Annotated in this window: 10 protein-coding genes; 4 read left to right on the forward strand and 6 right to left on the reverse strand. The window is 65.9% G+C overall.

What is annotated here, in order from left to right:
- Nucleotides 1–10: 10 nt before the first annotated feature.
- On the reverse strand, nucleotides 11–199 hold the full coding sequence (locus ACFVJX_RS25105) for a hypothetical protein (protein WP_145809442.1): 189 nt from the start codon (nucleotides 197–199) through the stop codon (nucleotides 11–13).
- A 57-nt stretch (nucleotides 200–256) separates the two neighbouring features.
- On the opposite strand from ACFVJX_RS25105, the gene ACFVJX_RS25110 reads away from it, so the two are divergent.
- On the forward strand, nucleotides 257–703 hold the full coding sequence (locus tag ACFVJX_RS25110; protein ID WP_384128304.1) for a very short patch repair endonuclease: 447 nt from the start codon (nucleotides 257–259) through the stop codon (nucleotides 701–703).
- A gap of 22 nt (nucleotides 704–725) precedes the next feature.
- On the opposite strand, the gene dcm is transcribed toward ACFVJX_RS25110, so the two are convergent.
- Complete coding sequence (dcm, locus tag ACFVJX_RS25115; RefSeq protein WP_384128302.1) at nucleotides 726–2,690, reverse strand: DNA (cytosine-5-)-methyltransferase; 1,965 nt, start codon at nucleotides 2,688–2,690, stop codon at nucleotides 726–728.
- A gap of 305 nt (nucleotides 2,691–2,995) precedes the next feature.
- Here dcm and ACFVJX_RS25120 point away from each other — a divergent pair, with 305 nt between their 5' ends.
- The 3 genes from ACFVJX_RS25120 (at nucleotide 2,996) to gltX (ending at nucleotide 8,331) form a co-directional block, all read left to right on the forward strand.
- Nucleotides 2,996–5,404, forward strand: a complete 2,409-nt coding sequence (locus ACFVJX_RS25120) for an ATP-binding protein (protein ID WP_384128300.1) — start codon at nucleotides 2,996–2,998, stop codon at nucleotides 5,402–5,404.
- Nucleotides 5,401–6,636: a hypothetical protein gene (locus ACFVJX_RS25125; RefSeq protein WP_384128298.1), complete on the forward strand. Its 1,236-nt coding sequence runs from the start codon at nucleotides 5,401–5,403 to the stop codon at nucleotides 6,634–6,636. The genes ACFVJX_RS25120 and ACFVJX_RS25125 overlap by 4 nt, the downstream gene beginning before the upstream one ends.
- Before the next feature lie 321 nt (nucleotides 6,637–6,957).
- Nucleotides 6,958–8,331 (forward strand): glutamate--tRNA ligase, encoded by a 1,374-nt coding sequence (gltX, locus tag ACFVJX_RS25130; protein WP_384128376.1) that lies wholly within the window; start codon nucleotides 6,958–6,960, stop codon nucleotides 8,329–8,331.
- Nucleotides 8,332–8,342: 11 nt separating this feature from the next.
- Here the strand turns inward: gltX and ACFVJX_RS25135 are convergent, their stop codons facing one another.
- The 4 genes from ACFVJX_RS25135 to ACFVJX_RS25150 are packed head-to-tail and all read right to left on the reverse strand — an operon-like array spanning nucleotide 8,343 to nucleotide 12,494.
- The gene (locus tag ACFVJX_RS25135; protein ID WP_384128296.1) at nucleotides 8,343–9,332 is read right to left on the reverse strand and encodes a glycosyltransferase; all 990 of its coding nucleotides are present in this window, start codon (nucleotides 9,330–9,332) and stop codon (nucleotides 8,343–8,345) included.
- A complete protein-coding gene (locus tag ACFVJX_RS25140; protein ID WP_384128294.1) occupies nucleotides 9,329–9,943 on the reverse strand; it encodes an HD domain-containing protein in 615 nt (204 codons plus the stop codon). Before ACFVJX_RS25140 ends, ACFVJX_RS25135 begins: the two co-directional genes overlap by 4 nt.
- 5 nt (nucleotides 9,944–9,948) lie before the next feature.
- On the reverse strand, nucleotides 9,949–11,673 hold the full coding sequence (locus ACFVJX_RS25145) for a carbamoyltransferase C-terminal domain-containing protein (RefSeq protein ID WP_384128292.1): 1,725 nt from the start codon (nucleotides 11,671–11,673) through the stop codon (nucleotides 9,949–9,951).
- 23 nt (nucleotides 11,674–11,696) lie between these two features.
- The gene (locus ACFVJX_RS25150; RefSeq protein WP_350686882.1) at nucleotides 11,697–12,494 is read right to left on the reverse strand and encodes a radical SAM protein; all 798 of its coding nucleotides are present in this window, start codon (nucleotides 12,492–12,494) and stop codon (nucleotides 11,697–11,699) included.
- Between the last annotated feature and the right edge of the window lie 10 nt (nucleotides 12,495–12,504).

Here is a 12,504-nt window from a genome sequence, read left to right on the forward strand (position 1 = left end):
CCACCGACGGTCAGAGCTGCCCCCGCTCGATCAGGTCCCTCATCGCGTCCTCGGCGCGGCGGAGCACGATCCGTCCGTCTCCGTCACTGAACGCGATGAGCGCGGCCTCCGGCGCGATACCCGCCTCCGCGAGCAGGCTCATGGGGAGTTCGATCCGGCCCTGGCTGTCGATCCGGAGTTCAGATGGTTCCCTAAGCATGGGAAGAGTGTGGCACCCCTCCCTTCGCCCAGATCGGCCGACGGCGGGACAACGAACATGGCAACGGGAGACGACACGGCGGGCACCGGTTGGGTCAGTACCGAGAAGAGCGGTCACCTGCGCGGGCGGCGCGTACGTGACACCGCTCCGGAGGTCGCTCTGCGCCGCGCCGTGCATCGGCTCGGGCTGAGGTTCCGACTTCAGCGCCGGGTGGCGGCCCGCTGCAGAGCGGACTTCGTCCTGCCCAGGTACCGCGTTGCCGTCTTCGTCGACGGATGCTTCTGGCACGGCTGCCCTGTACACGGGCCCAAGGACTTCCGAGGCCCGAACGCCTCGCTGTGGAGGGAGAAGATCGAGATCAACAGAGAGCGGGACCGCCGCAACACAATGGCGGCCGAGTCAGAGGAGTGGACCGTCGTCCGCGTCTGGGAGTGCGAGATCCGCACCGATGTCGAGCAGGCCGCGCGCAGGGTGTACACAGCTTGCATCGGGCAGTCCTCCTGAACGCCCTCTTCCAGCGTGCCCCCTACGCCGAAGGGCGCTTCCTATCTCCGCGTCCTTTGACTCCTGATGCCCTGTTGCCGTTTGTGGTCACTGAGACGTCTGAGGCATCGGACTTCCGCTTGCAGTGTTTACTCAGCGGGCATTCGGCGCACATCGGTTCACGCGCGCTGCAGACGGTGCTGCTGATGAGACGCAACGCAGCCATGCGGAGCGGTGCATCCTCGCCCCCGGCGCCCACGAGCCTCACCAGGTTGACCCGGCCGTCACTGAGTCTGTTCGTACGGTCCGCGTCGCTGTCGTTCAGACGTGCGGCAACCCGCAGCGCCCCTTGGCCCACCCAGAGGAGGTCCTCGCCCACCAGCAGGCGATAGAGAGATGCTTCCGCCGGCTTGAGAGCGAGGCGCTTGGGAATCTCAAGACGCCTGCTCTCCTGCCAGGCAGCTGCGTCATCGACGAGGGGAGCAAGCCGTTCCAGTCGTGTCCTGACCTTCTCGGAGGGGGCTGCTTCCAAGAGGTTATGGAACGCCTTGGACGTGAGGGTCTTGCGCCATCTCACGTCCTTCAGGATCTCGTCCAGTTGGGCTGCCGACGGTTTGGCGCCGGAGAGAAGCGCAATCACGGCCGCCGAGAGCTGTGACATCTGCTCGCCGGGGAGGTGGCACCAGTCGTCGCCGTTCCGCCTCTCCCGGGCCCAGGCCACTAGCTCCTCTCTGACCTGCCGCCAATGCGGCTGTAGTCCTCCGAGCTGTGCCTGTACGCCTTCCACGGGTGCCAGTGCTTCGGCTGCCGCCTTGCCCAACAGTGGTGGTACCGCGTTCCCGATCTGCCGAAAGGCGTCGCTACGGGTGCCGGCGAACCGGAACCAGTCTGGGAAGGTCTGCACCCTGGCCGCCTCACGCACAGTGAGTGTTCGGGGTTCGTCCGGATGGATGTACCAGTAGCCGTCCTTGGCGATATGCGCAGTGATGGAACGGCTGCGCTCGCCCCAGGCCAGCTTCTTGTACTTGTCCGTGAAGTTCTCGGCACTGTAGCGACGGAACTCCTCCGGAATATCCGAGTACAGGGTCTTGGAGTCCATGTGCTCGGAGAAGATCTTCCAGTCGTCGTCTCGGACCCGGCGCGTCATGTGGTCCCAGACAAGCCCCTCCGGGGCGCCCTTACGCATCATCTCCACGAAGGCTGAGGGAGCCTCTGGCATGCGGTAGGCCATCTCTCGTTCGCCGACGCGTTTCCTGGGCTGCGGATCGAGGCCGGGAAGGTCACCGATCGCCTCACGGAGGTTGGTGAAGCCGTCCTGCTTCGGCTGCCAGTCGAAGCGCTCGACGTCGTTCCTCGCGAGCAGGATCAGGCGCTTCCGGTGCTGGGGAACACCGTAGTGCCAGGCGTCGACAAGGCGGACCTGCGTGGCGTACCCAAGATCCTCCAGGTGCTGCTCGATTGTGCGCACCACGAAGAAGTCGTCTCCAAGCCCCATGTCTGGCACGTTCTCCATGAGGATGGCCCGGGGCCTGACACGCGTGACAACGTCCACGTAGGCGCGCCACAGTTCCTTGCGAAGATCCTCCGGGTCCCGCTTGTGGTTCGTCACAAGATCCCGGATCTTGCTGCGTCCGGCGCGGCTGAAGGGCTGGCAGGGAGGCCCGCCTGCGATCAGGTCGATGTCAGCAGTCGTCAGGAGCTCAACCAAGTGGTCACGCTCGTCAGGGTTACCGAGGTCCATGTGGAGACTCATGCCGGGAAAGTTCGCCGCATGGGTCTCCAGAGCGCGCTCGTCGAAGTCGACGGCAGCCGCGACTGTCCAACCCGCCTGCTTCACGCCGTAGCTCAGACCACCGGCTCCGGAGAATAGGTCGACGGCGAGCCGCTGGCCCTTACCGTGGGTCTTCAGCCATTTCCGGAAGTCCTCCGGAGAGCAGCTCTCCGCGTGCCGTTCGAGCGGAAGGTAGTCGCTCCGCTCCAGGGGTACGCCGTACTTCCCCTTCTCCACAGCACAACCTCCAACAGGCACGAGACGAACGAGCACCAGGAGATCACGGACACGCTCGCGGAAGCAACAACTTCGACGAGGTCGAGCCACCCGAACACCCGGCATCCACCTGGCTTGATTCACCAGTGGGCTTCATGATCGGTGAGGTCCGCACTCTGTGTCTTCGAGGTGATGTTCCTGGGACACCCCTCGAAATGATCGATCGTACGGGATGCCACCGACAGCTCGATCACGGGCCTTGCGGACAAGCGCCCCGTTCCACCCCCTACGCCTCAACGGGGCGGCTCACCAGAAGGAACATCCGAGTGACCTTCTTCCTGGTCGGCGCCACTCAGGGGCGGTATTCGGCCACTTCCGAGCAACGTGCCCTCGGTCGCACGGCCGCACACGAGCGGTCATCCGCAACGTCGATACAATCTACCTCTCTGGCTGCGCTGAGGCTGGACCGTGACGGACCGAAAGTGAGGCCCAGATTGGATTCGGAGGGTACGGAAGCGTATCTCCGGCCGCGCGCGCGGCTGATGAGCACCTTGGGTGAGGAGCTGATCAGCAACGAGCGGGTGGCACTCACCGAACTTGTGAAGAACTCCTACGACGCCGATGCCAGCCTCGTGCTGATCCGCTTCAACCCGCCGCTCGTGGAGGGGCATGGCTCGATCGAAGTATGGGACGACGGGCACGGCATGTCCCCGGACACAGTGCGTGGCACCTGGATGGAGATCGCTACTCCGCATAGGCACCGGAACCGCCGCAGCGAGTCGGGTGTGCGGCGTGTGCTCGGGGCCAAGGGCATCGGTCGGTTCGCAGCCGCCCGCTTGGCCAACGTCACCACCATCACGACGCGACGGGTCAGCGACCCAGAAGTCACCCTCCGTATCAACTGGGGAAACTTCACGCAGGGTGACGCCTACCTGGACGAGGTTCCGGTCACTTGGTCCACCGCCTTGCCGTCCGTCTTCGCGGTGGGTGGCGAGGCGGCGCGGAACTTCGCTGACGTGGTCACGGGGTTCCAGACCGCATCGATCGACGCGTCGGTTGGCCACGGAACCGTAGTCCGACTTGAGAAGCTGCGGATGCCCTGGGGGCCTGACGCCGTTGAGGCCCTAAAACGCTCCCTGTCACGGCTCCTGCCTCCGCCGCCTCCTGCTGAGTTGTCGGTACCGGACCAGCCTGAGTTTGCCATCTACATAGACACCCCTGATGGTCCCCTTCGTCACCACCATGGCTTTGTCGCCGCGAGCGAAACGCTGGCACACCCGCTCTATCGGCTCGTCGGCACAGTGGATGCCGACGGTAATGCCCACTTGGCCATCTACTCCAGCGGGAGCGAACCCGCGGTGATCGTCGAGGAGAACATCCGGAAGGATTCGGACAGACCTTCCTGCGGACCACTGAAGCTGGACTTTCGCGTATGGGACCTGGAGAAGTCGGCGCTGGACCCGCTCTTCCATATTGATACCGGGTCGAAGAACCTCACCGAGGTGCGGAAACTGATCCGGGACAACAGCGGCGTTGCGCTGTACCGGGACGGGTTCCGAGTCCAGCCTTTCGGCGAACCGGGCTACGACTGGCTTGGATTCGACCAGCGACGCGTCAATAACCCGACCATGCGGCTGTCCAATAACCAGGTTGCCGGATTCGTCTATATCTCGGCGGACGAGAACCCGGGCCTCCAGGACCGGTCGCACCGGGAAGGGCTGATTGATAGTCCGGAGTACGAGGAACTGAAGATGGTGATAGTGCAGGCGATCTCGAAACTCGAGATCCTGCGCTACAAGTTGCGCCGTCCGGAGTCCACCGTGGAAGTGGCCGACGAACCCCTGGTCAGTCCTCCCGAAGGGCGAGGTCACGGAGTCTTCCGGAGTTTCAACCTGGATCCTCTTCGGCAAGTCGCCAGCGAGCGGTATCCAGATGATGTCGTCTTGGGGCGAGCCATCGAGGAGGCCACGGAGACGATCAACGAAGGTGTGCGAAAAGTCCAGGAGATCATCTCCCAGTTCTCCCGGCTCGCGACACTAGGCACCCTTGTCGACGTTGTCCTCCACGAGGGTAGGACCGCCCTGGCCCGCATCGCATTCGACCTTCGCCGACTTAGGAAGATCACGGAAAAGGTCGAGGTCCATGACACCGACCTGTCCGACGCGCTCGGGGAACTGCACACGGATTTCACTGCGCAGGAGAGGGCTATCGACCGGCTCTTCACTCGCATCGAACCTCTCAGTGGTCGGCAGCGTGGGCGGCCACGAGAACTCTCGCTTCACCAGAGCGTCTCTGCAGCTGTCTCCGTACTGGAATCTGAGATCGCCAAGTACGGTGTGACCGTCACAATCGGCGGAGAGGACGTAAAGGTCACGGCCGAGCCGGGTGATATCAGGACACTCGTGCTAAATCTCGTCAATAACGCGGTCTACTGGTTGTCAACGATGCCCAGCGAGGCAGACCGCGAGATCTTGATCGAAACTGAGCGCAACCAAGAGGGCGAAGCCGACGTGGTGGATATCACGGTCAGCGACAGTGGGCCCGGAGTGCGTGCGGAGATCAAAGATCTGATCTTCGACACCTATTTCAGTGACAAGCCGGATGGCATCGGCCTCGGCCTCAGTATCGCAGGCAGCGTCGTGAAGGACTTCTACGATGGTGACCTGTCGCTGGTAAGCCCCGGCGCCCTCTCCGGCGCGAGTTTCCGGGCACGACTGCGAAGGAGAGTTGGGTGACAACGGCGGACGCCGCGTATCGCGTGCTCATCGTTGACGACGACGCCAAGATGACCGAGGACCTTCGTGGGCTCCTCACGGAAGAGCTCGCGGATCTGGGAGTCATCCAGTTCGAAGTCGAGCAAGACTTTGCCACCGCCGAGGAGCGGCTGAACCAAGAAGACTTCGACTTGGTCATCCTCGATGTCCGGGACGTTACTGAAGGTAGCCCGTCCGCAGACGCCGAGGGGCGCGGACGTGAGCTGTACAAGAAGATCGCCAGCGTCAGGTGGGTGCCAGTGGTCTTCTTCACGGGCGTCCCCCAGCAAGTACGCGGCTTGGAGGAGCCTCCCCTCATTCGAGTGGTGACGAAGAACGCTTTGGATGATATCGCCCCTGCGGTCAGGGAGGGGTTGCTCTCAGGAGTGCCGGCGTTGACACGTCGCATTTCCGGCCTCGTGGAGCGCCAAGTCCGCGACTTTATGCGCGACGTGGTTGCTCCGCACTGGACCGAGATGGCAGCTGCCGACCCGAATGAGATCGCTCCTGTCATCGTCAATCGTCTCGCAGCCTGGCTCAAGGAGAACGGTCTTCATGAGCTGGATCGCGTCGTGGAGGGTGACCTCGTCGCAACAGCACGGCGGTCCGAGGCGGCACGGGTCTATCTGATGCCCCCTGTGACCCATCACCTCACGGCGACAGACCTCCTTATCGACCCACAAGGCGGCTGGTGGCTGGTCCTTACGCCGGCTTGCGACCTCTACGAGGACCGTCCTGAATCAAGGGTTTCGAAGCCTCGTGTGGCGAAGGTCCAGTACGTGCACCTGGCCAAAGCAGACCGGGTGTTTACCGATGAGGGGAACAGCTCCGAGTCCCCGGCCATCGTTGCGTGGCAGTCGAGCGCCAAGAGTAATAGGGACAAGGGCCTAGCGCAGCGCGCGTTCAGAGTCGATGACAATCGTTACCGTGCTCTCCCTCGCTATCTGGATGTTCCGGATCTAGTGATCGACTTCGAGAACGTAAGCTCCGTCGCGCTCGATGAGGCACGGGGTTGGAAGCGGGTTGCCACCCTCGATAGCCCCTTCTCCGAAGCAATGCTGATTGCATATAGCCGATCCGTCGGTCGTATCGGCACGCCGGACCTCAGCTTCGACGAGGTGCAGATGCGGCTTGGGCTCACGAAGCCGAAATCCGGGAGCTTCCCAGAGCAGCTGTCCTCCGCCCCGCAGAACGGGGCGGTGATCACCCCCTGAGTTCTGCACTGTTGGTGTCGGCTGTGGTCCGTACCCGTCGCCGACGACGCGACCCGCGGGAAATTGGGGTGCATTGCGCAGCCGAAGCGGTGGAGCGGCGAACAGACCCATCTTTATCGCTCGGCGCACTGGACGGTCTGGGGCAGGGGTCGGCCGCAGCGGGAGCTGTGGAAGCAGACGTACGAGTAGATGACGAGGGCCGCCGGAAAACGAGGGCGCGGGGATAGCCGGAGTGGTCGGGGGCGGGCGCCCGGCGTCGGTACCCTGGAGCACATGTCTACTGCCCCGGTTCGCGTTCGTTTCGCCCCGTCTCCGACCGGCATGTTCCATGTCGGTGGCGCACGGTCCGCTCTCTACAACTGGGCCGTGGCACGACAGTCCGGCGGCACGTTCGTCCTGCGGATCGAGGACACCGACGCGGCCCGGAACAAGCCGGAGTGGATCGACGGCATCATCAACGCGCTCGCGGCGATCGGTATTCATGGCGAGGACGCGGCCTTCGAGGGGCCGTACTTGCAGTCGCACAACGCGGCCCGGCACAGCGAGGCTGCCCAGCAGCTGTACGCGGCGGGCAAGGCGTACTACTGCGACTGCACCCGGGAGCAGCTGAAGGAGCGCACCGGGTCGGAGCACCTCGGGTACGACGGGTTCTGCCGGGACCGGGGGCTGGCCTTCGAGGCGGGGCGGGCGCTGCGGTTCCAGACGCCGGATGAGGGCGAGACCGTCGTGGTCGACCTGATCCGCGGGGAGCCGGCGTTCCCGAACAGTGCGATCGAGGACTTCGTGATCGCCCGCGGTGACGGGTCCCCCGTCTTCCTGATCGCGAACGTGGTCGATGACCTGGATGAGGGCATTACTCAGGTCATCCGCGGCGAGGAGCACCTGTCGAACACGCCGAAGCAGCAGCTGCTGTGGGAGGCGCTCGGTGCCCAGCCGCCGGTGTGGGCGCACCTGCCGGTGATCGTGAACGAGAAGCGGCAGAAGCTCTCCAAGCGCCGGGACAAGGTCGCGCTGGAGGACTACCTCGCCGAGGGCTTCCTTCCCGAGGCGATGGTGAACTACCTCATGCTCCTCGGCTGGGGCCCCGGCGGTGACCGGGAGCTCATGCCGTACGAGGAGCTGGAGCAGCTCTTCCGGATCGAGGACGTCAACACCGCCCCGGCGTTCTTCGACGTGAAGAAGCTGACGGCGTTCAACGGTGACTACATCCGTGCCCTGGCGCCCGCGCAGTTCGCCGCCGCCTGTGCGCCGTGGCTCGTCGCCCCGTACGCGCCGTGGCAGCCGGAGGCGTTCGACCAGGCCGTCTTCGAGACGGTCGCACCGCTGGCCCAGACCCGGCTGGCGCTGCTGTCCGAAATCACCAACAACGTGGACTTCCTGTTCCTCGACTCGCCGGTCGAGGACGAGGCGTCGTGGAACAAGGCGATGAAGGCGGGCGCCGACGGCATCCTGGCCGATGTCCGCGCCGAGTTCGCCACCGTCGCGGACTGGGAAGCGGACGGTCTGAAGGCCGTCACGCTCGCCGTGGGAGAGAAGCACGGGCTGAAGCTGGGCAAGGCCCAGGCGCCCATCCGGGTCGCGGTCACCGGCCGAACGATCGGACTCCCGCTGTTCGAGTCCATGCAGCTGCTCGGCCGGGACCGCGTGCTGGCCCGTCTGGACGCCGCGGTCGAGAAGCTGGCCGCGCAGGCGTAAGCGGCCCCTGGTCAGGCCACCTGCGCGAGAAGGTCGCCCCAGGCGTTTCCGAAGTAGTGCAGGTCGAACCGGGCCAGGGCCTCGTACGCGGCCTTGGCTTCGGTTCGGCGCGCCGTAGCGTGTTCCCGGACCTGCGTCGACAGACGGTCGAGGTCTGGTGCCGGCTGGCCGGTCAGGGCTGCGAGATCGCCGAGGCCCGCGACCGGTCGGATCAGGCAGGGCAGCCCGAGCAGCAGTGCCTCGGCTGCGCAGCGGCTCCAGCCCTCCCGCATCCGGGGCAGGAAGACGCCGACGTCGCATGCCCGCAGCAGCCGCAGGTATCGCTCGCGCTCCACGTCGTAGTGCGTACCGCCGAAGCCGATGGTGTTGCTGCCGCTGGTGATCACTTGAAGCCCGGGTGCGCCGGCCAGGGCCTCCGCGACCTCCGCGGTGCCCTTCCAGTGGACGGCCTTGCCCGCGTACACGCCGATCGTGTCCGCGGCCAGGTCGAATTCGGCGCGGCACTCGGCCCGGTCAAGGGCGCGTGCCCGTTCGATCTCGGTCATGTCGAAGGCGTTGTAGATCACCCGTACGTTGTGGACACCGCGGGACCGGAGGAAGTCAGCCCAGTACGGGGATACGCACACCACGGCCGCACACTGCGGCAGCACCCGGAACAGCCGTTCCCAGAGCATGGCCTCCACAGGAGTGGAGTCGTGCTGTAACGGCTCGTAGTGGTGCAGGAGGAACACCGTGCGGGCCCGCATCTCCGGTGTGAAGAGCAGCAGGCTGAGGTCGTCCCACACGAAGGTGCCGGTGGCGGCGGAACTCAGCGCCCGGACGGTCGGGGCCAGTCGGGCGAGGTGGCGGATCTTCCGCCAGCGGCGGACGCGGTAGGTGCGCTTGTGGTCCGGAACCGTGTGCCACTCAACATCGCCGGCGGTCGCCTCGTGAAGCATCCGGAGGTAGACCCGGCCGCCGGTCCGACCAACCGGCTCCATCGAGTACACGATCCGTCTCACGGGCGTATCTCCTGTTGGTGGTGGATGTACTCGGCGTTGAGCAGCGTGTGCGCGGCTTCCAGGTGAGGGCTGAGGCGGCGTGCGGCGGCGGCCAGGGGGAGGTGGAAGTCAGTGAGGTTCCGTACGAACTTCCGCCGGCGTTCATGGTTCGGCGAGGCGGCCAGGTCGCGCAGGTTGTGGATACGGTCGGCCAGCCGTACCAGGAGCTCCTCCGCGGGGAGGGCCGCTGTCTTCACGCGCCATCGGTTCTCGTCGCCCGGAACCTTGGGCCGGCGTTCGAGCCGATGGTCGGGCGTCATCGCGCGTAGGCGTTCAGCGAAGGGTGCCCCCAGCTGGTGGGTGACGAGAGCCTCTGAGCCCGGATCGACCTCCAGTGCGTCGTGCAAAAGGCCGAGGAGGAGGGTTTCGGGCTGTGTGACGCCGAGCTCGGACCGCAGAACCGCGACGACGGCGAGCGGATGCTGGACGTACGGGGTGCCCTGATCTCGGGTATGCCCGGCGTAGATCGCGAGGGCCAGACCGGCAGCCACACGGGCGCGGGAACGGTCCCCGACGGCCCATGTGCTGGTGGCGAGTGTGGTCAGGATGTGAGGCAGATTGGCAACGGCCATTTCCGTCACCCCTCTCGTAAGGATGGCTGGGGTAGAGCCCGGGGGTCGGGGACGTGGTCGGCGATCAGGAGGGTGTCTCCGACGGCGAGGGCGTCGAGCCCGAGGCCGGCTGCCGCCTGTACGGCCTGCTCGGCGGATCGCAGGATCGGCGTGCCTTTGAGGTTGAAGGAGGTGTTCAACAGCAGCGGCAGGCCGGTGTGCTCGTGGAACCGCTGGAGGAGTTCGTGCAGGCCCTGGTGGTCTGTGGCCACGGATTGGACGCGCGCGGTGCCGTCGTGGTGGGTGACCGCGGCTATGCGGTCGGCTCGGCACCGGCGGACGTGGGCGACGCGGTTCATGAAGGGGTCGCCCGCCGACATGAACCACTCCGTGGCGTGCTCGGCGAGGACGGCCGGGGCGAACGGGCGGTACGCAGCTCGTTGCTTGATCGCGTTGAGTCGATCCCGCGTGGCGGCGTGGCCCGGGTGGGCGAGGATCGAGCGGTGCCCGAGGGCCCGGGGCCCGAATTCGAGCGGTCCCTGTACCCAGCCGACAATGCGGTGCTGAGCGAGCAGCGCTGCCGCCGCCGGTGCCAGGTCCGCCCCCAGGCCGGTCAGAGCGCGGTACCCGGATGGCATCGCACCCGCTTTCAGAATGCCCGGGTTAGGGCCCCAGGCCGCGTCGGTCGGCACCCGGAGACGTTCCTGCCCGAGCTGGTAGTGCCAGCCGTACAAGGCAGCGCCCACAGCGGTGCCCGCGTCATGCGGTGCCGGCGCCACGAAGAGGGTGCCGAAGCCGCTGTCGTCGGCCAGCCGGCCGTTGAGGTGGGAGTTCAGGGCGCACCCACCCGAGAACACCAGCGCCGAGGCTCTTGTGAGCCGTTGAAGATGGCGTGCGATGTGGATGACCGACTCGGAGAAGACATCCTGGACTGCGGCGGCCAGGTCGGCCCGATCCGAGTCGGCTTGCTCCACGACGTTGTCAGCGGTCCAGACGCCGCCACGGAGCAGCAGCGGTGTGCTGCTGTCCGCCGAGCCCCAGGGATGGCCGATCCGGACCTCGCCGTCGTCGCCGAGCCGTACGAGTTCGCGGATCTGCGGCCCGTAACGCTGGGGGTCGCCGAACGCCGCAAGCGCCATCATGCTGCCCTCGGGTTCGTCGCCCGGCGGGATCACTCTGCGGGCCAGGTTTCGGTAGAAGTGCCCGAGGGCGGAGTGAACGCGCCGAGGTCCGACAGGGCCGGGAACCACGGTCGGCATGCTCTGGTGGACGCGGTCGATGCGATCCGGCCGCAGGTCGTAGCCGGTGATACGTTCCCGCCCCGGACCGAAGTCGGAGCCGAAGGAGGAGCCGCCGGCGTCAATGACGAGGCCCGCCGCGTGGTCGTGTCCGGAGAGCAGGTACCCGGAGAGCACATGGGCGGTGTGGTGGGAGAGGAGGCGGAGATGGTCACCGAGCGGGGCAGGTAAGAGAGCGGCGAGTTCGTCCCGCTCCTCGGTGAGCCACCAGCCGGCGGCAGGATTGGGACGCATGGAGGCGGCCCAGACGGCGTCGACGTCTTGCGGTTCGATGCCGGCGGCCTCCAGACACCACTGAAGGGCACGGACCGGTGCGGCGAGCGTGCCCTTGCGGGTGGGGTGGTTGTGCTTGACGCCGCTCCAGCGTTCCTCTTCTGCCGCGTAGAGGCGGCCGTCGACGATCAAGGTGGCGGCGGTGTCGTGGTGGAAGTTCAGCCCGAGGACTGCGGGCATGGTCGTGTACCTCCGGTCTGGAGTCATGCGGTCGGAATGCGGGCAGGCAGGAGAGCGGCGCCCGAGTCGGTGTACTCGTGGCAGCGAAGGCAGAACCGGAAGTGATGGCCTCGGGGAGCGAACACTTTGGCTGCGAAGTCCTCGTCCCAGATGCTGAATTCGCTGTCGACCTTCGCCATGGCGTTGAAGCAGCGGTAGCAGGAGCCGTCCATCTCGATCATCAGGTGCTGGTCGAGGTAGCGGTCGCAGATGCCGCGCAGCTCGTTCGACGGCTGGCCGACGTCGACGTGGTGCACGTGGTTGGTGACGTGGATCGCGCCGTACGTGTCGCACAGCCTCGCGAGCTCCACGAGACGGGAAGAACTGATGCCTTCCAGCACGCTGTTGACGACCACGGTCTTGCCGGCTTCGCGGAGACGGGGCACGACGGCGTGCACTTCGGCGTAGTTCTCGTGTTCGTCGTCGCAGCCGATGAGGATCTGGTCGTACGAGCGGAGCGTGGCCTCCATGATCCGCTGGTTGCGGGCCAGCGTGATGGCGTTCGTGCCCAGAACCATGACCTTGTCCGGCAGGCGTGTCCGGGCGGCTTCGCTGAGAGCGGGGAAGTCCCGGTGCACGGTGGGTTCGCCGCCGTTGATGTGCAACTGCTGGAAAGGGATGGTCTCCAGCCGGGTCAGGATGGTGGAGAACAGCTCTGGGGCCATGTTCTCGCCCTGGGCGCCGTCGGCGAATATGCAGAAGTCGCAGGACCGGTTGCACTTCGTCGTGATCTTGATCTTCGCCGTCTTCAGGGCGCGGGGCTGGGACGCACGCGCGGGCATGGCGGGGCTC

Source organism: Streptomyces sp. NPDC127177 (assembly GCF_042672475.1).
Lineage (GTDB): Bacteria > Actinomycetota > Actinomycetes > Streptomycetales > Streptomycetaceae > Streptomyces.